This is a genomic window from Segatella copri, from assembly GCF_019127135.1.
Lineage (GTDB): Bacteria > Bacteroidota > Bacteroidia > Bacteroidales > Bacteroidaceae > Prevotella.
This window is the reverse complement of sequence record NZ_JAHOEA010000012.1, coordinates 1-21,169: the sequence shown is the minus strand read 5'-3', so window position 1 is coordinate 21,169 and position 21,169 is coordinate 1. Positions and strand designations below refer to the sequence as shown.

The following is a 21,169-nucleotide window of genomic DNA, read 5'->3' as shown; positions in this document are numbered from 1 at the left end:
CTTATGAAAAGAAACATTTTATCACTTCTGATAGCCCTCTTTGCTACGATGCAGGTAGCGGCTCAGACATACGACAACTTGTGGAAACAAGCTGAAATCATTGCTCAGAAGGACCAGCCTAAGAGCGAAATCGCGGTGATGAAGAAAATCATCGCCAAGGCTTCGGCTGCCAAAGATTACGGGCAGCTGCTGGCGGCTGAGATGAGGCAGATGACTCTCTGGAAAGAGATTTCTGCTGACTCGCTTTCGCCTAACTTGAAGCGGATGGAAACCGAGGTGCTGAAGGTGAACGACCCGGCATTGAAGGCGGTGAGATATGCCGTGCTGGGTAAGGTGTATTGTGATATGAACGAAAAGAAAAGCCAGGAGTTCTTCAAGAAGGCCTTGGAACAGCCTGAACTTCTAGCTCGACATGCATCTACAGAGTATGTTCCATTGACGCTGAAGGGCGTGGATGGCAGTTCCTTTAACAACGATCTGCTGCATCTCATCGGATTCGAGGCAGACAGCAAGGAGGCGTATCTGCAGCTGTACACCTATTATAATAAGGTGGAAAATAGGGGTGCGGCATGTCTCTGTGCCTATAAGCTCATCGAGAAATACCGCCAGGACGACGTGAGAGAGGTGAAGAAATCGAAGTATCTGCAGACCATCGACTCGCTCATCCAGGTTTATCAGGATATTCCGGAGGCAGGCGAACTTGCCGTGGAGCATTTCCGCTTCATGGAAGGTGCTACCGATGCCAAACCGCAGGATAAGCTCAACTATATCAACTATGCGCTGAGCCGCTGGGGTGGATGGTCGAGAATGAACGAACTGAGAAATGCGCAGAAGCGACTCACCGAACCGATGTTCCGGGTGAAGGATATGCCACAGGTATTGCGACCTGGGGAGAAGGCGTGGGTACAGCTGAACGTGCGCAATCTCCAGAACCTGAAAATCAGCATCTCCCGCCTCAATATTACGGCAGATAACGATTATAATGCGCAGAATGAGGCTACCTATAAGATGCTCCTGAAGAAGACTACGAAGCTGCATCAGAAGGATTTCAGCCGCAACTACTATGGTCGTCCGGATTACGAAGAGGTGAAGGATTCCATCGAAATCGGTGGCAATCTGCCGCTGGGTGCCTATCTGATGGAGGTGACTTCGGATAATACCGGCATCGCTCCGCAGCGAGAACTCTTCTATGTCAGCAATCTGGCGGTGATGATTCAGCAGTTGCCTGATGATAAGCATCGCTATGTGGTGGTGAATGCTACTGACGGACAGCCTATCGCTGGGGCGAAGATAGAACTCTATGACCAGTGGTATGGTTTCAACATGAAGAAGGACAAACGAACGGTTCATGCCCGCTTGACGACCGATGAGAACGGAGAGGCTTACTTCAAGAATGTGGATGGAAACATCTTGATTTCCACCAGCAATGATAAGTTTACGCCTGCCAAGGGCATCTATCTTTCTCGTGACCGCTATTACGAACGGAAGGATGATAAGATTGAACATCAGCTGTTTACCGACCGCAGCATCTATCGCCCGGGTCAGACCGTGCATGCCTCAGCCATTTCCTACATCGTGAAGAAGGGCTTGGATGCCAGTGTGCCTGGCAAGAGCATGGAACTGAATTTTATCCTGCGAGATCCTAACTGGAAGCAGGTGGCTGAGCAGAAGGCTACGACCGATGAATACGGTACGGCTTCCGTAGATTTCGAATTGCCGAAGGAGGGACAGACGGGACTGTATTCCATCTCCGTGAATGGTACCGCAAGCGAATATTTCAGAGTTGAGGAGTATAAGCGTCCAACCTTCGAGATTACCTTCCCGAAGGTGAACGAGAAATATAACTGGGGCGATACTGTAGTGGTGAAGGCTACAGCCAAGACCTACTCTGGTGTGCCTGTGCAGGGTGCCAAGGTGGAGTATCAGGTGACTCGCAGAAACCAGCTTTGGTGGTGGGGCGCAGGCTCTGCCGGACAGTTGGTAAAGACAGACAGTTGCGTGACTCGTGAGGACGGAACCTTCGATGTGGAAATTCCGCTGGAGGCTTCCTTGTCAGGAAAAGACGAGGCTGATATGAGCGATTTCATGCGCATCGCCCGTTTCTTCAACTTCGAGGTCTCAGCTATCGTTACCGACATCAGCGGCGAAAGCCACGAGGGCGTGATGAGTCTGCCTCTGGGCACCAAGCCAACCATCCTCACGGTGAATCTTCCTAAGCGTATCGAGGCAGACAGTCTGAAGACAGTTACCTTCGCTTACCGCAATGCCAGTGGTATGCCGATTTCGAGCAGGTTGAAATATCGCATTGATAAGGGCGAATGGAAGGATGCCGAGGCGAATGCACCGGTTTCTATCAAGGAATATGCTTCTTCTGCATCTTCTGCCTTTGTTTGGAAATCTGGCGTTCATCAGTTGGAGGCAATCTGCGGACAGGATACCCTACAGCAGAAGTTCACGCTCTTCAGTATGAAGGATACCCATCCGGTGGAGCCAACTACCGAATGGTATTATCAGACGGCGAAGACCTTCCCTCGTGATGGCAAGCCTGTCTATATCCAGGTGGGCTCTTCGGAGAACGGAGCGCACATCGTATATTCCATCATCGCCGGCAACAAACTGCTGGAGAAGGGCGCCTGGGAGTTGGGCGACAGTATCGTGACTCTGCCTTTCACCTACAAGGAGGAATATGCATCGGGCATCGTGCTGAACTATAGTTTCGTGAAGCAAGGCAAGTGCTATACCCGAATGATGAGCATCGCCCGTCCTTTGCCTGAGAAGAAACTGAATATCGCCTGGAAGACCTTCCGCAACCGTCTGACCCCTGGACAGAAGGAGGAGTGGACGCTGAAGATTACCACCCCTGACGGCAAGCCAGCCAAGGCGCAGCTGATGAGCGTACTCTATGACAAGTCGCTCGACCAGATAGCCCCGCATTCCTGGAATCTCTCCCTGGGCTTCTATCAGAGTTTGCCAGACTGCTACTGGAAGCACAACCTCACTTTCCGCCCATTTTACTTGAATGGCGTTTATCCTACCAAGTATTATGATGAGAAGCAATTGGATGTGGATAAGTTTGATGGCAAATTCTTTAGCTATTATGCTTATATGCAAGCGGTGGAGCTGAGCAAGTTGGAACGTTCTCTTGGCGGAACCGTAGAGGCTGTTCGTATAAAGAAAGACGAGCTGGTTCGAGAGGAAGCGAAAGTCATGAAAATTCGTGGGAGTAATATGACCCGTGTTGCAGCGGCTGCTCCATCTGCCAACAAGGTTTTTGATGTAGTAGAGGAGATGCCGCAGTTTGCCGGCGGTTCTGGCTCTGATGCAGAACTGTTCCTCGACCAGGTGCAGGTGCGCGAGAACCTGAACGAGACTGCCTTCTTCTATCCTGCCTTGGAGAGCGACAACAATGGCAACGTAGCCATCAGATTTACCCTACCAGAGAGCGTGACTACCTGGAAGTTCATGGGATTGGCTCATGACAAGGAGATGCGCAACGGTTTGCTGGTGGATGAGGCTGTGGCTCAGAAGACCGTGATGGTGCAGCCTAACATGCCTCGCTTCCTGCGTGAGGGCGATAAGAGCACCATCGTGGTGAAACTCTTCAATACTTCCGACAAGAAGGTGAGTGGCAACGCCCGTATGCAGATTCTCGACCCGGAGACCAACAAGGTGGTTTGGCAGAAGACGCAGAACTACAGCATCGATGCCGAGGGCTCTGCTACCATCTCCTTTGATGTCCAGGGACTGAAAGAAGGCGTATATATTAATAAGGTGGTGGCTGCCGGTAATGGCTACAGCGATGGTGAACAGCACTATCTGCCGGTTTTGAGCAACCGTGAACTCGTGGTGAACACCCTGCCTATCACCCTGCATCAGAAGGGTGAGCAGAACTTCGACCTGAGCAAACTCTTCCTGAACAAGGAGGGCAAGCAGGCGAAGGGCGCTGAAGATGCAAAGGTAACCATCGAGTACACCAACAATCCTAGTTGGCTGATGGTGAAGGCGCTGCCAGCCATCAGTAATCCGGATGAGGAGGACGCCATCTCGCTGATGTCTGCCATCTACGCCAATACCATCACCACCCATATCCAGAAGACTCTCTCTTTGGATAATCATTCTCAGAAGAATCTCTCTCAGGAGAGCATCCGTCTGCAGAATCAGGTGGAGAAGCTGAAGAACTTGCAGAACCCTAACGGTTCCTTCTCCTGGTGGAAAGGCATGAAGGGCAGCCGGTATATGACTACGTCGGTAGCCGAAATGATGGTTCGGTTGAATGCCATCGCAGGTGTGCAGAAATCAACCGCCCGGATGCTGACTTCGGCTCTGAACTATCTCTCTCTGCAGACCGCTCAGGAAGTAAGAGAAATGAAGAAGCAGGAGGAGAAAAAGCAGAAGGTGAATCCTAGCGAACAGGCGCTGCATTATCTCTACATTCTTTCGATGGATGGCAGAAAGATGAAGCAGAATCTGGAGCAGGATAAGGCTTATCTCCTGGACAAGATGTCGAAGATGACCGGTGATTTCTCCATCTATGGCAAGGCGCGGGCTGCCGTGGTGCTCGCCAGGAACAGCCAGCAGAATGCTGCCTACCGCGAGAAGGCAGGCGAATATCTGCAGAGCGTGAACGAATATGCCGTTTACCGTGAGGAGATGGGCCGCTACTACGATACCCGCAAGGCACTCTACAGCTGGAGAAACTACAAGATACCAACCCAGGTTTCCGTAATAGAGGCGATGCAGATGCTGAAGCCGAACGACAAGCAGACCATAGAGGAACTGCAGCGCTGGCTCCTGATGTCGAAACGCACCCAGGTTTGGGATACGCCGGTGAACACCGTGGATGCTGTTTACGCCTTTATGAAAGGCAATGAGAACAACTGGAGCAGGAAGGCTGAGAATGCCGTGCTGAAACTGGATGGCAAGCTGCTGCCGATGCCGCAGGATTCCACTACTTTGGGCTATGTGAAAACCGAAAAAACGGGCAAGGCATCTAGACTGAGCATCGACAAAAAGAGCGATTATACCAGCTGGGGTGCTGTCTATGCAGAGTTTAAGCAGCCTGTCAGCGAAATCGGTTCCATGGAGTCGGGCATCAAGATTCGCCGTGTCATCGTTCCTGCCGAATCTGAGGGCAAGGGCAAGGCGCAGGCGAAGGTAGGCGAGAAGGTGAAGGTAACGCTGATCATCACCGCCGACCGCGACTACGACTTCGTGCAGATTACGGATAAGCGTGCGGCATGTCTGGAACCAGTTAACCAGTTGAGCGGTTATCAGTGGGGCATAGGCTGCTATGTTTCTCCAAGAGATTATGCAACAAATTTCTATTTCGATCGTTTATCTAAAGGTAAGCACATCGTAGAAATGGAGTATTACGTGGATAGAAAGGGCGACTACCAGAGCGGAACTTGCACTGCTGAGTGTACCTACTGTCCGGAGTTTGGTGGCCGCACAGAGGCTTATGAATTGAGAGTTAACAATTAAAAGTTTATAGTTTATAGATTGATAATTTAAAATAGAATAGTATGAAACGGATGAATATATGGATGCTCTCAGCGCTGTTGGCGCTGCCTGCATCAGCACAGAAGATTACAACCCAGCACGAGGTGGTAGACTGCGGACAGGTGGTGTTCAGCAAGCCTGTAACTGCCGAATTCGTGCTGAAGAATGATGGGCGCAAGCCTTTGGTTATCAACAATGTGTTGAAAAGCTGCGGCTGTACGGAGGTTGATTATCCGAAGACGAGCATTGCTGCTGGCGAAAGTTTCGTCATCAAGGCGGTATACGATGCCAAGCAGATGGGTACTTTCACCAAGCAGGTTTGCCTCTATACCAATGCGGATGAAGAGCCGTTCATCCTCTCTATGAGGGGAAAGGTAGTGGGCAGCGTAGTAGATTTCGCTGGTCCTTACGATGAGATGCTGGGTGCCATCAAGAGTGATGCCCAGGAGGTAGAGTTTGATGACGTGAACCGTGGCGACCGTCCGGTTCAGCGCATTCATATCTTCAATCCTACCGACGAATTACTGGAGCCGGTAGTGATGCATCTTCCGGACTATCTTCATGCTTTCGTATCGCCTTCCAAGGTGGCTCCGCGTCATTCAGCCGAAATCAGTTTCGTGCTGGATTCCAAGAAACTGCGTGACCTGGGCTTGAACCAGACATCCATTTATCTCGGTGAGCGTCCTGGCGATAAGATTGCGCCTGAGAAGGAAATCGTGGTATCAGCCGTTCTTCTTCCTGGTTTCGAGAACATGACTCCAGCCAAAAAGGCACTGGCTCCGAAGATAGAGATGTCTGCCACCGACCTCAATCTGGGTAGTTTCAATGGAAAGAAGAAGCTGAAGGGTGAGATTCTGATTACCAACAAGGGTAAGTCGGAACTGGATATCCGCAGCATGCAGATGTTTACGATGGGCTTGCAGGTGAACCTGAAGAAGAGTAAGATTCAGCCAGGAGAGACCGTTAAGATGAAGGTGACGGCTGTGGCTGCCGACTTGAAGAAATCGCGTGTCAGACACCCTCGTATCCTCATGATTACGAATGATCCTGACCATGCTAAGGTGGTGGTGAAGATTAATGTACAATGAATTAAAAACGAATATCGTGCAGATAGAAATAGATAACGGCAGTGGGTTCTGCTTTGGCGTAACCACTGCCATCAAGAAAGCTGAAGAGGAGTTGGCTAAGGGCGGTAAACTTTACTGCCTGGGTGATATTGTGCATAACGGTATGGAGGTGGAGCGCCTGCATGAAGCGGGACTCATCACGATAGACCATGAGCAGATGGAGGAACTGCAGGGCGTAAAGGTCTTGCTCCGTGCTCATGGTGAACCGCCTGAGACTTATGCCCTTGCCGAACGGAACAATATCGAAATCATCGATGCTACCTGTCCTGTGGTGCTCCAGTTGCAGCGCCGCATCAAGAAGCAGTATGTCAACAATCCGGAGGCACAGATCGTGATTTTCGGTAAGAATGGTCATGCTGAGGTGCTCGGACTGGTGGGGCAGACGGAGAGTCATGCCATCGTGGTAGAGAAGTTTGAGGATGTGAAGCAGCTGAAGGAAACCGGTCAGCTGGATTTCTCGAAAGATATCTATCTTTACTCCCAGACTACCAAGAGCCTCGATGAGTTCCACCGCATCATCGAATACTGCCAGGAGCATATTGTTGAGGGTGCTGTCTTCAAGAGTTTCGATACTATCTGCCGTCAGGTGGCTAACCGCATGCCTAACATCGCTGCCTTTGCCAGCAAGCATGATGTCATCCTCTTTGTGAGTGGCAGAAAGAGTTCGAACGGTAAGGTGCTTTTCAAGGAATGCAAGAGTGTGAATGCCAACAGCTACCAGATAGAAAGTGCCGACGAGATAGATATGAACTGGTTCAAGGATGTGGAAACGGTAGGTATCTGTGGTGCTACCAGTACGCCGAAGTGGTTGATGGAAGAGTGCAGGGAGAAGATTATCAACGATAGTTCGGCTCTTTTGCTGTAAAGCTTAAGGTGTTGGCTATTAGTTTGTTAACCCACTTGTTACCGCGTTTTGCGGTAGCAAGGGTATAGAATGGTTTTATCATTGATTGGAAAGCTTAATATGCTGGTTATTAATTAGTTAACCCATTTGGTGTCGTGTTTTACGACGTCAAGTGGGTTCATTTTTTTATAAACTGTCTGAAAATAAAACAGGTGATAAATCTTCTCCCGAAGACCTATCACCTTCAAAAAACAGTAATTAACTCAAAATTTATAATCTATATCATTACTACCTTGTTAATATGCTTGCAAAGATACTATATTGAAATATTTTTTCCAAATCGCTTTCATCGAATAAAATAAATTTATCGGTAAAAATGCAATCTTTAACGTATTTTTACATAAACAACCCGGCAGTCTCTTCTCTGTAGCTTATTCTGCTATTGCTTTTTGATATTGTTCCATCAGCCATGCCTTTTGTTCTGGAATGGTCATGTTGCTGTTGTCGAGCGTGATGGCATCATCAGCCTTTCTGAGTGGGGAAGTCTCGCGGTGGGTATCGATATAGTCGCGCTCCTCTACATTCTTCAGAATCGCATCGAAGTCGGCTGGCATTCCTTTTTCCTTCAGTTCATCGAAACGGCGCTGTGCTCTCACCTGTGAACTGGCTGTTACGAAAATCTTCAGTTCGGCATTTGGGAACACGGTGGTACCGATATCGCGACCATCCATCACGATGCCCTTGTCTTCGCCCATCTTCTGCTGCTGCTCTACCAGCGCCTCTCTGACGAAAGGAACGGCGGCAATCGGACTAACGTGGTTGGAAACCTCTAACGAACGGATTTCCTTTTCTACCAGTTCTCCGTTCAGATAGCAGTCTGGGCGACCGGTTGTTGCATTAAACTTGAATGAGATGCTGATGTTCTTCATCTCCTTCTGCAGTTCTTCAGTCTTTACGGCTCCATCTGCTTCGAAGAGCTGATGACGCAGCGCATAGAGAGTTACCGAGCGGTACATCGCACCCGTATCTACATAAACATAACCTATTTCCTTGGCAAGATCCTTTGCCATCGTACTCTTACCGCAAGAAGAGTATCCGTCTATTGCTATTGTTATTTTCTTCATAATTTCGAACTAACTTTAATGTATAATTTATAATGTATAATTTATAATGTATAATTTATAATGTAGAATTTATAATCTGTAACTTACGTTCAGCATGAGGCTGCTGCTACTGACGTGATATTTGCCGTAGGCAACGTTCAGATGGAAGCGCTCCAGGTTGATACCGCCACCCACAGAGAAACCGGCTCCATGACTGCTTTCCTCATCTTCTGAGGTGCTGATTTTCATCTCGTTGGCTCTCCTGAAGTTGTAGCCGGCACCTATCCACAGGCTTTCTGAAAGCAGAATGTCGGCGCCTACTACGGCATGATTGCGAAGACCGCTGTCCCAATGGTTCAGGTTGACCAGTGTGGCTGATACCCTGAACGGTGCGTTGACGAATCGTTTCGTAACACCCAACTGCAGGTCGATAGGCATCTTCTCGTATTCATTATCGTAGGCTTTCAGCTGTCCACCCAGATTCTTTGCCGCACATGAAACCGACCATTCCGTTTCAGGATCGTAATAGTTGATGCCCAGATCCACTCCCACAGCGATAGAATTGTAATCGCCAATATACGAGGTGACGAATTTGGCAGCAATACCACCCGCAAACTTTTCACCGAGCATATAAGAGAAGTAACCCGCAACGGCAATATCCTTTGCAGAGAATTCACCCATCTGGATATTGTTCTCATCCGTCTCTTTCATCTTGCCGTAGTCAACAAACTGAGCCGAAACAGCCCACGAAGCCTTGTCGTTGACAGTACGGTTGAAACTAGCCGAAGCTGTATTCACTCCCGACATATAGTTCATATAATTGAGATTGACCGTCTTGTCGCTTACCGAAGCCAGGAGAGCCGGATTATGGAATATGAGTGCCTCATCATCTTCTATCAAGGTGATGTTGTCGCCACCCAGAGCTGCTGCATGAGCACTCACCGGCAAGCGAAGGAAATTATACCCCGTTTGGCTCTCTTGAGCATCAATAATTGTCGCAAAAAGCGTCAATATTGCGGAAATTACATATTTTTTCATTTAAATTTTCTAATTCTTTGGCAAAGATACTGCTTTTTTCAATAATAAGAAGTAAATTTGCAATGTTTTCGTAGAAAATAACGAATTAAAACGGAATTTATTGTGGAAATTAAGAAATCAAATAGCGCACAACTGGAAGATAAGCGGGTTACATTTTTCCTGCTAGGTTTGCTGCTGGCTTTTACTTTCATCTTCGTAGGACTCCAATATCAGAGAGGTCCGCAGGGAGAAGATGACTTGTCTGAATCGATGGAAGATCTCTCACAGGATCTGGAAATGTCGGCTCGTCCCGACCAGAAAGATATGGTGAGTGCGGAGGCCGTTTCGGCTCCTGCTTCTAAGTCGATTACCCAAGAAGTGAAGGCTGCCGAACAGCAGCCTCAGCAGGCTCCGGCGAAAATCAGTTCTACAACCAGCGAACTGGTTATCGGCGACGGCTCGGGTGTTGTGGATGGAGCTGAGGTGAAGGAAGCGGTTCCTGAAACTCCTATCGAGAATCCGGGAGCTGAGGCTCCTATCAAACTGACGGTCGTGCAGAAGATACCGCAGTTTCCTGGTGGCTGGTCTGCTTTCATGCAGTGGCTTACCAAGAACCTGAAGTACCCTGTAGCTGCCCAGAAGAGCAAGATTCAGGGTACCGTAGTGGTTTGCTTCATCGTGAACAAGGATGGTAGTGTGGCAAATATCAAGGTAAGCACTTCGGTAGATCCATTGCTCGACAACGAGGCTTTGAGAGTGATGAAGATGATGCCGAAGTGGAAGCCGGGCATCGATAAAGGCAAGGTCTGTCGCACGATGATTGCCATCCCGGTAGTGTTCCAGTTATAAATTGTTCATTATAAATTATACATTATAAATTATACATTATTATGAAGACAGCAGAAGAAATTTTAAGTATGGTAAATGAGTTTCTGGCTAATTTGCCTTACGAAAGAAAGCCGATGTCTCTTTATGAGCCTATCAGATACGTACTTTCTATGGGTGGTAAGCGTATTCGTCCTACGCTCATGCTTTTGGGCTACAATCTTTTCAAGGACAATCCGGAAAAGATTCTGATGAATGCCGTTGCCCTGGAAACTTATCATAACTATACTTTGCTGCATGATGACCTGATGGACAATGCTGATTTGCGTCGCGGTCATGAAACGGTTCATAAGAAGTGGGATGCCAATACGGCGATTCTCTCGGGCGACAGCATGCTTGTGTTGTCTTATGAGCGTATGGCACAGTGTGATGAAAAGCATCTTGCCAAGGTGCTGAAACTCTTTACAACCACTGCCCTGGAAATTGGTGAAGGTCAGCAGTTTGATATGGAGTTTGAAAACCGCAACGATGTGAAGGAGGAGGAATATATCGAGATGATTCGCCTCAAGACCAGCGTACTCCTGGCTTGTGCCTTGAAGATGGGTGCTATCCTTGCCGATGCTTCTGATGAGGATGCAGAGAACCTGTATAAGTTTGGCGAGCAGATTGGATTGGCGTTCCAGTTGCAGGATGATTACCTCGATGTTTACGGCGATACCAAGGTGTTCGGTAAGGAGATTGGTGGCGATATCACATCTAACAAGAAGACGTATATGCTCATCAATGCCTTCAACCATGCCAACGACGCTCAGCGTGCAGAACTGCAGAAATGGGTGGATGCCGAGGAGTTCGACCGCAAGGAGAAGGTGGCTGCCGTTACCCGTCTTTACAACGAGATTGGTATCGACAAACTGGCGCAGGATAAGATAGCTTATTATTTCGAGCAGAGCAAGAAGTATCTCGATGCCGTGAATGTGCCTGCTGAACGCAAGGAAGAACTGGCTAAGTATGCTCAGAAAATGATGAAGCGACAGTACTAATTTTAAAGTTCAATGTTCAAAGTAATAGATACACATACGCATTTCGATGCGGAGGAGTTTGACGAGGATAGGGCGGAGGCTTTCGCTCGTGCCAAGGAAGCGGGGGTAGGCAAGGTGTTCTTGCCTGCCATCGATGTGAAGACCACACACGCAGTACTGGCATTGGCTAAGGAATATCCTGGCTATGCTTATCCGATGATTGGTCTGCATCCTGAAGAGGTGAAGGCTGACTGGAAGGAGCAGCTGGCTGAACTCCGGAAGATTCTGGAGGAACATCGCATGACCGGTAATGCCTGTCAGGAGGGTGGTTCTCTTCAGTTTTCAGACGTGATTGCTATCGGAGAGGTAGGACTTGATTATTACTGGAGCCGTGAGTTCGAAAACGAGCAGCTCGAGGCTTTCGAGGAACAGGTAAGATGGTCGGTAGAAACCCAGCTCCCGCTGATGATTCATTGTCGCAAGGCGCAGAACGAGATGGTACATCTGCTCAGAAAGTATGAGAAAGAACTGCCGGGTGGCGTCTTCCATTGCTTTACGGGCAACCAGAAGGAAGCCGAAGAACTGCTCTCCTTCGATAAGTTTGTATTGGGCGTCGGTGGCGTATCTACTTTCAAGAGCAGCCATCTCAGAGAAGATTTACCGGCTGTGGTTCCGATGGATCGCATCGTATTGGAGACCGACAGTCCGTATATGGCGCCCGTTCCTTATCGCGGCAAGCGTAATGAGAGCGCTTTTGTGGTAGAAGTGATGAAGACGCTCGCCAAGGCTTATGGCGTAAGCGAAGAGGAGTTTGCCCGGCAGACCAATCTCAATGCAGAGCGTGTTTTTCCGCTATCCGTATCCCCAGTATAGGCAGTAAGCGTTCAAAACTCCTTAAATAAACATAAAAAAACAATGAAAGTTATGGTATTTCGGAGGAAAAGCAATAATTTTGCACTTCGAAATTGTTGCAGCGGTATGTTGTGGCAATGAGAATCGTTCTTCGGAATATGGAAAGGTGCTCGAGTGGCTGAAGAGGCACGCCTGGAAAGCGTGTAACCGGCAAAACCGGTTCGGGGGTTCGAATCCCCCTCTTTCCGCTTTTATATATATAATAAGGTATATGAAGAATAATACAGCTATTGCACGTTTTGCAATATTGGTTTTCACTTGGATGTGTTCTCTGCCTATGATGGCTCAAGAAGAGAACATGGGATTTCATCAAGCTCTTAAGACAAAGTTTATAGAGGGTAATGCGGGATTTATGTCTCTCGTTGCCATCGCCCTCATCGTGGGTATGGCTTTCTGTATCGAGCGCATCATTTATCTGAGTCTTTCTGAAATCAACGCCAAGAAGTTGATGCTGGATATCGACCAGAAAGTGGCGGCTGGAGATGTGGAAGGGGCTAAGACGCTCTGCCGGAATACACGCGGACCGGTGGCTTCTATCTGCTATCAGGGCCTGATGCATATCAGCGAGAGTCTTGATGACATCGAGCGCTCGGTAAGCGGATATGGTACCGTTCAGGCGGCTAACCTGGAGAAGGGATGTTCCTGGATCAAACTCTTTATCGCAATGGCTCCATCGCTCGGATTCCTCGGAACCGTGATTGGTATGGTCATGTCATTCGACCAGATTCAGCAGGCGGGCGATATCAGTCCTACTATCGTTGCTTCGGGTATGAAAGTGGCGCTCATCACTACCATCTTCGGTATCATCGTAGCCCTCATCCTTCAGGTTTTCTATAACTACATCCTTTCTAAGGTGGAGCACCTGACAAGCCAGATGGAGGAGTCGGCGGTTACTTTAATGGATATTATTGCCAAGAATAAATAAACGAAGAGAGAAATGGTTAAATTTCAATTTTCAAAGCAGAAGACGAAGTCGGCCGAAAAGATATCGCAGCAGGTGTTCTATATCATGATAGGATTGGCGGTGCTGGTTTTCGGTCTGTTCTTTTTGGTAGGCTACGATTTGCCTTTCGAAGAGAACCCCGACTTTAATGCGCCTCTCTTTACCGATGTGCTCATCCTGCTGATGTGGCTCTTCCTGATAGGAGGTGTGGGACTGGCTGTCTTTTCCATGATCAGAGATTATCGCAGCAGTAAGTCGGAGGCTGTAGTGAATGGCATTCCCGTGCGTCGCATCTTCCGCATCACATGGATTGGAACTTTGGCAGTTTTGCTGCTTACCTTCCTTTTGGGCGGTTCTGCTCCGATGCTCATCAATGGCGAGAATTATGCCGACTGGCTCTGGCTCAAGCTTTCAGATATGTTTGTCATCACATCACTCCTGATGCTGTTGGCAGGAATCGGTGCCGTCTGTTTCGGTGCCACACGTTATATTCGGAAGAAAAAATAAGGAGAGCTCTCTGGGCTCTCTGTTCTATAAATAAGGATTAAATATGCTGATTAGAAGGAAGCAACACGAAACCCCGGGACTGAATACCACATCTACAGCCGACATCTCGTTCATGCTGTTGATATTCTTCCTTGTCACCACATCAATGGATGTGGATAAGGGACTGTTGCGCCAACTCCCTTCACCTGAACCGCAGAAGAAGGAGCAGCAACAGACGATGGTAGACAAGGCTAACCTGATGACGCTACGCCTGACAGCTGGCGATACGCTTTTGGTTAACGACAAGCCGATGAAGGTAAGCCAGCTCAAGGAAGAAACCATCCGCTTTGTTCACCGTTTGGGCAAGAAACATCTCATCTCTATCGAGAGTGACCGCGATGCCGACTACAATCTCTATTTCCAGATGCAAAACCAGCTGATGGAGGCATACAGCCAGCTTCGCAACGAAACAGCCCAGAAGAAATATCACAGGGATTATGCCCTCTTGAACAATGACCAGAAAGAACAGGTGCGCAACATCTGTCCGCAGCGCATCACTGAGTCTTATGCCAATGCGATGACTCATGCCGACCAGCGTGTTGATGCCAATGCTGAAGAAAAGCAAGGGGAAGAAAATTCTATAGAAACAGCTACTGAACAGCAGAAAGGAGGTAAACAATGATGAATTTTCATAAGAAATCGCATGAAGTGCCAGGGTTGAATACATCTTCTCTGCCAGACCTGATTTTCTCCGTACTGTTCTTCTTTATGATTGTTACCCACATGCGCCAGGTTACCTTGAAGGTAGACTGCCGTTTGCCACAAGGTAAGGAACTCACCCGCCTGACCAAGAAATCGGCTGTGAGCCATATCTATATAGGTAAACCAACCAAAGAGATGCAGGCAAAGTATGGTACCGCTACCCAGATTCAGTTGAATGACAAGTTTGCTTCGGCTCCCGAAGTGATGGATTACGTTTCGGCAGAAAAGAAGCGTATGTCACCGGAAGACCAGAAGCTGATGACCGTATCCATTAAAGCAGACCAAGAGACAAAGATGGGTGTGATAACCGACGTAAAGCAGGCTTTGCGCCAGGCAAAAGCATTAAAAATCAGTTATTCTGCCACAGAAAAAGGAAAATAATATTAATTTATCATGTTTTTCTCTTAAAAAGTTGCTTTTATTAATTTTTTGTATTATCTTTGCAACCAAATTATTAGTATTATGTCAAAACAAATTTTAGATTCATTAGATAGGCAGATTCTGAAGCTGATTTCTCAGGATGCCCGTATTCCATTTTTGGAAGTGGCACGCGCTTGCAATGTGAGCGGTGCTGCCATTCATCAGCGTGTTGCTAAACTTACAAATCTTGGTATCATCAAGGGTTCACAATTCATCATTGACCCAGAAAAGATAGGTTACGAAACTTGTGCTTATATGGGACTCTATCTGAAGGAGCCTGAGAAGTTTGACCAGGTTGTAGAGGAGTTGAAGAAGATTCCTGAGGTTGTGGAGTGTCACTATACTACAGGCGGCTTTGATATGTTTATCAAGATTTACGCGCTGAACAACCACCATCTCTTGGAAATCATCCATGATAAGTTGCAGCCATTGGGATTGTCTCGCAGCGAGACCATCATCTCTTTCAATGCATCTATCAACCGTCAGCTTTCTATGCAGGATCTCAAGAGTTTCAACGATGATGAAGAGGAAACTGATGAGGAGGCTGCAGCAGAGAAATAAGATATAAAAAGAAAAAAAGCAGTAGCTCCCTGCGGGATTACTGCTTTCTATAAAGGGTGAGGAATGTGAACGGTAAGCCGTTTTCATTCCTCATTTCTTTTTCTGTCACTTCCCATTCTGCCGGATTGATTTCCGGAAAGAAGGTATCGGCATGTTCAGGTTCCTTTTCAACGATTGTGAGATAAAGCTTGTCTGCAAAAGGCAAAGCCTGCTCATATATGCTGGCTCCTCCGATGATGAAACATTCATCTGATGCTTCTTTGCTTCCAACCTCTTCTTTGTTTCCAACCTCTTCTTTCCTTGCTGCCAGCGCTTCTTCCAGAGAACTGCATACTTCGCACCCTGTTATCTGCTCTCTTGTCTTCGAGATAACAATATTGCGGCGGTTGGGCAAGGCTCCGTTCGGCAGCGACTCAAATGTCTTCCTGCCCATGATGATTGTATGTCCAGTTGTGAGCATACGAAATCGGGTCATGTCCGATGGGATGGCGTAGAGCAACCGGTTCTGATAGCCGATAGCTCTATGCACTTTTGATATACAGGCGATGATGCTGAACATTTTTTTATTTTAATGTTAAGTGTTAAATGTTACATGTTGAATTATTCATTCTTGCTGTAAACTATTAACTATAAACTATTAACTATAAACAGCTCTCCCGTCCCGTGGCTACTCTTAATTTTCCACTCCTGCGGATAGAGGTTGTTGGCACGGTTGCCAATGTTCTTTTCCCATCCTATCGGAACCTGTCTGTAGGTTACCAGTACATAACCCTTAGGCGTATCGGCAGGTAGATTCACAGCCTCCTTGCGAAGGTAGCGGATGGCATCTTCGTAGGATAACTCCACCTGAGGGAAGTGTTCTTTGTTGAGCATCGTAGAGAGAGCGAGAGCCTGGTCGGGGATAAGTCCCTTTCCCTTGTCTGTTCCCAGTTTCACACCGGCATGCAGCACCTTCAGGTTCTTTTCTGCTTGGTCGTAGATGTCTTTCCATCTGCCCGGAATGGCGTAAACCGTCTCGTTGCTTTCTGCAGGCATCCATTCCGTATCAGCCTTCAGCCAGCCGTCCGGAATCTCCAGTCCCTTTCCTTTCGCCACCTTCTTGTCTTTCTTCTTCTTATCCTTTCTGTTCTCCTTGGCTGAAGAACCTGCTTCCCATTCGCCCTCTTTCTTCAGAATTGCCATAAACAGACCTTCGCCTCGCGAAACGCCAGGAATAAATCGGTAAACAGGGAAGTCGGTGCCCGTGAGGTTGCTGGTGATGTTCCATGCATCTTCTACACCCTCCAGTGCCATCACTTCAGCGCCAAGTTCTTCGCATATCCAGTCCACGTTCTCCTCATCTTCGTGTGCATTGAAGGTGCAGGTAGAGTAAATCAGGATACCGCCTGGCTTCAGACAGTTCCAGATATCCGATACGATTTCGCGCTGCAGCTGCCAGCAGTTGTTCACATTCTGGGTACTCCATTCGCCGATAGCCCCTTCATCTTTGCGGAACATTCCTTCGCCGGAGCAGGGAACATCGGTAAGAATCACATCAAACTGCAACTTCGATTTCTTGTAATCGCGGGGATAGTTGTTGGTAACAATCATATCCGGATGACCGAACTTCTGTACGTTCTCGGCAAGAATCTGTGAGCGGGTGCGCATAGGTTCGTTGCTGAAGAGCAGACTCCCTTCCGGCAAGGCTGCTCTTACGGCAGTCGACTTTCCGCCAGGGGCAGCACAGAGATCCAGCATCATCACCGGTTCTTTTACGTACTGTCGGATGGCCATATCTACAAACATAGATGAGGCTTCCTGTACATAATATAAGCCGGCATGCAGCAGCGGATCGAAGGTGAATCCGGGACGGGTAGAGAGATAACGGCCGGTTTCCGGACACCAGGGAATCGGTTCGCCTACTGCATCCTTGCATTTAAAAGGATTGATTCGGATACTGGTTGGTGCCTCCTCTTCGAGGATAGCATGCTCCAGACGCTGATACAGCTTTTCGCCCATCAGTGCCTGCGTATATGTTCTGAAATCTTCAGGTAATGTCTTCATTCTGTCTCTTTTTCTTTAATTTGTTTGCAAAAATAAGAAAAATTTCGTTTCTTTGCAACTAAATCGCGAAGAGATGCGTCTAAGAAGCAGAAATTTATGAAATAACAAGGTAAAAACAATAAAAAAATAATGATATGAAGAAAGCAATATTGGCATTAGCGCTCGTTATGAGCATCGGAGCCACCCAAGTGTCTTTGGCGTCTTCTGCTCCAAAACATCGTTATCATCCAACTACCCAACAGGTAGACCCAAAGGCTGCTCCTGCATCTGCCGCACAGCCATCTGCTTCGAAAGATAAAGACGACGAGGCGTTGGAGGCTTATTCTGATACAACCAGTACAGATTCGGCTAACTATGATGATTATGATGAGAATGATAATAGGTCTGTTCATTCTAGATACAGTTTAGACAACTATGATGATCCGTTCGATTTCATCGGTTCGGTATTTGGTGGCGGAGCGCTGGCTGTTATGATCATTTTCTGTATCATCTTCGGTCTGCTGTTTGTCTTTGCTCCGCTGATCATCGTATTTCTGGTTATCAGATATCTGATTCGCCGCCACAACGACCGGATGAAACTGGCAGAGATGGCGATGGAGAAGGGCATCAATGTTCCGGAAAGCGACCGGCCGATAGACAAGCAGAGCGATGAGTATCTGGTAAAGCGTGGATTGAGAAATGCCTTCCTGGGAGCCGGCTTATGCGCCATGTTTGCCTGGTGGGATGTTGATTTTCTGGCTGGCATCGGAGCCCTGGTCTTCTTCTATGGCATCGGTCAGACCGTTATCGGTTCGCTTCCTGCCATCAAGGACTGGTGGAAGAACCGTCACGGCGACCAGGGCACGGGATATAATGGTACTCCGGTCTAGCAGCCGACATTCAATATATCATGGCTTCTCAATAGGAGGGGAAGTCACAAGGAAAAGAACAACAATTATTAGTTAATATATATAAGGTGGAAAAGTTATCCGATATCTCTCTCGTCACGAAGGTGGTGATGCTTCATGACCGCAAGTCGTTCGACCTGCTGGTCAGGAAGTATCAGTCACCCATTCGTGGGTTCTTCCTACGGCAGACGCTGGGGGATGCGCAGCTGAGTGACGACTTGGCTCAGGATACCTTTGTAAAGGCTTATACCCATCTGTCTGGTTTCAGGGGTACAGCCAGCTTCTCCACCTGGCTCTACCGCATCGCCTATAATGTATGGTATGATTATACCCGCAGCCATAAGGAAACGCAGGACATCGATACGCCTGCCGTTTCCAGTAAGAATGCACAGGGCGCCCATGCCGGATTGAAGATGGATTTGATGAAAGCCCTACAGATATTGGGCGAAAATGAACGTACATGCATCACGCTGCAGCTGATGGATGGACTCTCTATAGATAAGATTGCAGAGGTGACGGGAATGGCGCAAGGCACCATCAAGTCGCATCTCTCTCGTGGAAAACAGAAACTTGCAAGTTACTTAAAACAGAATGGTTATGACCGATAAGATAAATGATAAGAAGTTGGATAGCATGAAAGGGGAACCGTTGAACCCTCAGGATGAAGAACTCTTGCAGATGTTCTTTGCCGATTGCCAAATGTCTGAGATTCCTGATGACGGATTCTCCGACAGGGTGATGCAGGCATTGCCGGCTTTACCCGAAACTGATACTGCGATGTCGCTGGTTAAGCGCCAGCGTCTGGAACATTTATGGACGGCAGCCTGTGTGGCAGCAGGCATCATCATAGCAGTAGTCTGTCAGGGATGGGAGCAGATTCAGGGATGGCTTTTCTCTATGAAGATAGATTTCCTCCTCTCCGGTTCGCGTGCCCTTACGCATGTGGCAGATTCCATCGCCCACTCTCAGAATCTCCTGATGGTGCTGGCTGGCATCGTTGTCCTCATCATGGTTTGGGGATATAATGAACTGGCTGATGCACGTCAGTAGGGATATAAATATAAACAAAACTATAAATCCTGAGCTTACTTGCGAAAGTTCAGTAGATTCTAAAAAGAGATGAAGCAAAATCAATAATGTTTCATCTCTTTTTTTTGTGCGCAGGTTTCCATCTGCAAATGCTCCAATTTGAAGAAAGATAGAGAAAGATTTGGCTTTTTCAGATAAAAGTTGTATTTTTGTTGCAAAATTGCTGACAATGCGGGTTCTGAGGCCTTCGTTGCAGCAATGAAAATCTCGAACCGCTCCTCATTGGGAGCATAAATGAAAGAATAAAAATGGAATCCATTATAAAGCATTATCAGGTAGCCCATGTCGGGTTCAGCCTTTCTTATCCTGATTACTGTCAGAAGGTTATGGATACTTTGCTGGGGGCTTATCAGGGGTTTGAATGCGATGAACAGGTCGCATCTGCTGCCCGAACCTCCTTCACGCTTACCTTGTCAGAAAGCGGGGAAGAACTGAGGAAACCTGCCGGATTCAGAGAGGAATGCAGACAGGATGAAGAGGGACAGCTCATTATCAGCGGTAGTCTGGGAGAAACACAGAAGGCGTTTCTGATGGCGATGACTGATATGAAATCCATACTGGTTACCGGTCTTGATTATCAGCATTCCAGTCTTCAGGTCCCTGCTGGCATCTTCAGTCAGAAGTCGGCTTTCGGTGCCATCAAGGCAACTGTTGATACCTCGCTGATGCTGCTCTATGCCATGCGTTCGGCAACCGGAGATACACTCCTGTTTCATTCTTCTACCGTAGTAAAGGAGGGTAAGGCTTATCTCTTTCTGGGCAAGAGCGGAACGGGTAAGAGTACGCATTCCGGTCTGTGGCTCAAGCATATATCAGGAACCCGACTGCTGAATGATGACAACCCGGTGGTATATGTAACGCCCGAAGGAACGCCCATGGTGAGTGGTTCGCCTTGGAGCGGAAAGACACCTTGCTATAAGAACGAGGAATATCCGGTAGGGGGAATCGTCCAGTTGCGACAGGCACCAGAGAATAAAATCAGAAAACAGACCGTCATAGAGGCTTATGTGTCTCTCAAGTCTTCGGTTTCCGGCAAGGCGTGGGAGAAGAATATTGCTGACGGTCAGCATCAGACGATAGAGAAGATAATCGGGGGCACCCGACTTTATCAGCTCGACTGTCTGCCCGATGCCGGTGCAGCCCTCCTTTGCTGTCAGACCATCAGTCAGTAAAAACAATCATACAACAGAAAGATGAATACATCCGATTCAAAATATAAGGCAATAGCCGCGCTTGAACAATTCATCCGTGAAGGTCGTCCTGTCAAGTTTCCGGTCAAGGGCACCAGTATGCTTCCCTTTATCGTAGGGGGTAGGGATTGCGTTGAATTCTATCCGGTAGAAGGAGAGTTGAAGGTGGGCGATATCGTGATGGCAAGGGTAGAAGAAGGCTATCCGGTGGTGCATCGCATCATCGGGATAGAGCCTGTTGCAGGAGATGCGTCCCCCGCATCCTTTTCAGCAGATGATTGCCGCATCATACTCACGGGTGATGGAAATCTCGGCTTTAAGGAGCATTGCCTGCGCAAGGATGTCATTGCGAAGGCGCATGCTGTCATCTGTCCCGATGGCAGCCGCAAGAGTCTCATCTCGCAGAAAGCGCTCAGAAACTGGCACAGATGGCAGAGGTTGA

At 47.9% G+C, this 21,169-nt stretch carries 20 protein-coding genes and 1 tRNA gene; 17 read left to right on the top strand and 4 right to left on the bottom strand.

The genetic code is table 11. The features are described from left to right. Positions 1–3: 3 nt before the first annotated feature. The 3 genes from KSW37_RS05045 to KSW37_RS05035 are packed head-to-tail and all read left to right on the top strand — an operon-like array spanning position 4 to position 7,491. Complete coding sequence (locus KSW37_RS05045) at positions 4–5,481, top strand: alpha-2-macroglobulin family protein (RefSeq protein ID WP_217313523.1); 5,478 nt, start codon at positions 4–6, stop codon at positions 5,479–5,481. 41 nt (positions 5,482–5,522) lie between these two features. Continuing rightward, entirely contained in the window at positions 5,523–6,587 is a 1,065-nt protein-coding gene (locus KSW37_RS05040) for a DUF1573 domain-containing protein (RefSeq protein WP_217313524.1), read from the top strand. A gap of 13 nt (positions 6,588–6,600) precedes the next feature. Further along, positions 6,601–7,491 (top strand): 4-hydroxy-3-methylbut-2-enyl diphosphate reductase, encoded by an 891-nt coding sequence (locus KSW37_RS05035; protein ID WP_217313541.1) that lies wholly within the window; start codon positions 6,601–6,603, stop codon positions 7,489–7,491. A 410-nt stretch (positions 7,492–7,901) separates the two neighbouring features. Here KSW37_RS05035 and cmk read toward each other — a convergent pair whose 3' ends face one another. Then, complete coding sequence (gene cmk / locus KSW37_RS05030) at positions 7,902–8,594, bottom strand: (d)CMP kinase (protein WP_117727261.1); 693 nt, start codon at positions 8,592–8,594, stop codon at positions 7,902–7,904. A 69-nt stretch (positions 8,595–8,663) separates the two neighbouring features. Further along, on the bottom strand, positions 8,664–9,611 hold the full coding sequence (gene porQ / locus KSW37_RS05025) for a type IX secretion system protein PorQ (protein ID WP_217313525.1): 948 nt from the start codon (positions 9,609–9,611) through the stop codon (positions 8,664–8,666). A 102-nt stretch (positions 9,612–9,713) separates the two neighbouring features. Here porQ and KSW37_RS05020 point away from each other — a divergent pair, with 102 nt between their 5' ends. The 9 genes from KSW37_RS05020 (at position 9,714) to KSW37_RS04980 (ending at position 15,518) form a co-directional block, all read left to right on the top strand. Continuing rightward, on the top strand, positions 9,714–10,439 hold the full coding sequence (locus KSW37_RS05020; RefSeq protein WP_217313526.1) for an energy transducer TonB: 726 nt from the start codon (positions 9,714–9,716) through the stop codon (positions 10,437–10,439). A 41-nt stretch (positions 10,440–10,480) separates the two neighbouring features. Next, a complete protein-coding gene (locus KSW37_RS05015; protein WP_217313527.1) occupies positions 10,481–11,455 on the top strand; it encodes a polyprenyl synthetase family protein in 975 nt (324 codons plus the stop codon). Positions 11,456–11,467: 12 nt separating this feature from the next. Continuing rightward, complete coding sequence (locus tag KSW37_RS05010; RefSeq protein ID WP_217313528.1) at positions 11,468–12,307, top strand: TatD family hydrolase; 840 nt, start codon at positions 11,468–11,470, stop codon at positions 12,305–12,307. Between the two features lie 139 nt (positions 12,308–12,446). Further along, positions 12,447–12,534: transfer RNA gene (locus tag KSW37_RS05005), tRNA-Ser, on the top strand. A gap of 74 nt (positions 12,535–12,608) precedes the next feature. Continuing rightward, positions 12,609–13,271 carry a MotA/TolQ/ExbB proton channel family protein gene (locus KSW37_RS05000; RefSeq protein ID WP_217313542.1) on the top strand — a complete coding sequence of 221 codons (663 nt, stop codon included), beginning with the start codon at positions 12,609–12,611 and terminating at the stop codon, positions 13,269–13,271. A 12-nt stretch (positions 13,272–13,283) separates the two neighbouring features. Beyond that, positions 13,284–13,796 carry a hypothetical protein gene (locus KSW37_RS04995; protein ID WP_217313529.1) on the top strand — a complete coding sequence of 171 codons (513 nt, stop codon included), beginning with the start codon at positions 13,284–13,286 and terminating at the stop codon, positions 13,794–13,796. A 43-nt stretch (positions 13,797–13,839) separates the two neighbouring features. Next, on the top strand, positions 13,840–14,457 hold the full coding sequence (locus KSW37_RS04990; protein WP_217313530.1) for an ExbD/TolR family protein: 618 nt from the start codon (positions 13,840–13,842) through the stop codon (positions 14,455–14,457). Continuing rightward, on the top strand, positions 14,454–14,918 hold the full coding sequence (locus tag KSW37_RS04985) for an ExbD/TolR family protein (RefSeq protein WP_217313531.1): 465 nt from the start codon (positions 14,454–14,456) through the stop codon (positions 14,916–14,918). The genes KSW37_RS04990 and KSW37_RS04985 overlap by 4 nt, the downstream gene beginning before the upstream one ends. 81 nt (positions 14,919–14,999) lie before the next feature. Further along, positions 15,000–15,518: an Lrp/AsnC family transcriptional regulator gene (locus KSW37_RS04980; protein ID WP_006847783.1), complete on the top strand. Its 519-nt coding sequence runs from the start codon at positions 15,000–15,002 to the stop codon at positions 15,516–15,518. 37 nt (positions 15,519–15,555) lie between these two features. Here KSW37_RS04980 and KSW37_RS04975 read toward each other — a convergent pair whose 3' ends face one another. Together KSW37_RS04975 and KSW37_RS04970 are read right to left on the bottom strand one after the other, a co-directional pair. Next, positions 15,556–16,077, bottom strand: coding sequence for a dihydrofolate reductase (locus KSW37_RS04975; RefSeq protein ID WP_217313532.1), 522 nt, complete (start codon positions 16,075–16,077; stop codon positions 15,556–15,558). 68 nt (positions 16,078–16,145) lie between these two features. Then, positions 16,146–17,561 (bottom strand): methyltransferase RsmF C-terminal domain-like protein, encoded by a 1,416-nt coding sequence (locus KSW37_RS04970; protein ID WP_217313533.1) that lies wholly within the window; start codon positions 17,559–17,561, stop codon positions 16,146–16,148. A gap of 134 nt (positions 17,562–17,695) precedes the next feature. Here KSW37_RS04970 and KSW37_RS04965 point away from each other — a divergent pair, with 134 nt between their 5' ends. From KSW37_RS04965 to KSW37_RS04945, 5 genes are all read left to right on the top strand, one after another. Further along, a complete protein-coding gene (locus KSW37_RS04965) occupies positions 17,696–18,430 on the top strand; it encodes a DUF6249 domain-containing protein (protein ID WP_217313534.1) in 735 nt (244 codons plus the stop codon). A gap of 86 nt (positions 18,431–18,516) precedes the next feature. Next, positions 18,517–19,056 (top strand): RNA polymerase sigma factor, encoded by a 540-nt coding sequence (locus tag KSW37_RS04960; RefSeq protein WP_217313535.1) that lies wholly within the window; start codon positions 18,517–18,519, stop codon positions 19,054–19,056. Further along, positions 19,046–19,498 carry a DUF5056 domain-containing protein gene (locus tag KSW37_RS04955; protein ID WP_217313536.1) on the top strand — a complete coding sequence of 151 codons (453 nt, stop codon included), beginning with the start codon at positions 19,046–19,048 and terminating at the stop codon, positions 19,496–19,498. Before KSW37_RS04960 ends, KSW37_RS04955 begins: the two co-directional genes overlap by 11 nt. A gap of 287 nt (positions 19,499–19,785) precedes the next feature. Then, positions 19,786–20,709 (top strand): hypothetical protein, encoded by a 924-nt coding sequence (locus tag KSW37_RS04950; RefSeq protein ID WP_217313537.1) that lies wholly within the window; start codon positions 19,786–19,788, stop codon positions 20,707–20,709. A 21-nt stretch (positions 20,710–20,730) separates the two neighbouring features. Further along, positions 20,731–21,169: S24/S26 family peptidase (locus KSW37_RS04945; protein ID WP_217313538.1), on the top strand; the 439-nt coding region annotated here is incomplete at its 3' end.

Coding starts and splice junctions, on each gene's coding strand:
- KSW37_RS04965 (WP_217313534.1), top strand. CDS start 17,696: ATGAAGAAAGCAATATTGGCATTAGCGCTCGTTATGAGCATCGGAGCC.
- KSW37_RS04995 (WP_217313529.1), top strand. CDS start 13,284: ATGGTTAAATTTCAATTTTCAAAGCAGAAGACGAAGTCGGCCGAAAAG.
- KSW37_RS05040 (WP_217313524.1), top strand. CDS start 5,523: ATGAAACGGATGAATATATGGATGCTCTCAGCGCTGTTGGCGCTGCCT.
- KSW37_RS05010 (WP_217313528.1), top strand. CDS start 11,468: ATGTTCAAAGTAATAGATACACATACGCATTTCGATGCGGAGGAGTTT.
- KSW37_RS04970 (WP_217313533.1), bottom strand. CDS start 17,561: ATGAAGACATTACCTGAAGATTTCAGAACATATACGCAGGCACTGATG.
- cmk (WP_117727261.1), bottom strand. CDS start 8,594: ATGAAGAAAATAACAATAGCAATAGACGGATACTCTTCTTGCGGTAAG.
- KSW37_RS04955 (WP_217313536.1), top strand. CDS start 19,046: ATGACCGATAAGATAAATGATAAGAAGTTGGATAGCATGAAAGGGGAA.
- KSW37_RS04990 (WP_217313530.1), top strand. CDS start 13,840: ATGCTGATTAGAAGGAAGCAACACGAAACCCCGGGACTGAATACCACA.
- KSW37_RS04980 (WP_006847783.1), top strand. CDS start 15,000: ATGTCAAAACAAATTTTAGATTCATTAGATAGGCAGATTCTGAAGCTG.
- porQ (WP_217313525.1), bottom strand. CDS start 9,611: ATGAAAAAATATGTAATTTCCGCAATATTGACGCTTTTTGCGACAATT.
- KSW37_RS05015 (WP_217313527.1), top strand. CDS start 10,481: ATGAAGACAGCAGAAGAAATTTTAAGTATGGTAAATGAGTTTCTGGCT.
- KSW37_RS04985 (WP_217313531.1), top strand. CDS start 14,454: ATGATGAATTTTCATAAGAAATCGCATGAAGTGCCAGGGTTGAATACA.
- KSW37_RS05000 (WP_217313542.1), top strand. CDS start 12,609: ATGTGTTCTCTGCCTATGATGGCTCAAGAAGAGAACATGGGATTTCAT.
- KSW37_RS04975 (WP_217313532.1), bottom strand. CDS start 16,077: ATGTTCAGCATCATCGCCTGTATATCAAAAGTGCATAGAGCTATCGGC.
- KSW37_RS04950 (WP_217313537.1), top strand. CDS start 19,786: ATGGAATCCATTATAAAGCATTATCAGGTAGCCCATGTCGGGTTCAGC.
- KSW37_RS05045 (WP_217313523.1), top strand. CDS start 4: ATGAAAAGAAACATTTTATCACTTCTGATAGCCCTCTTTGCTACGATG.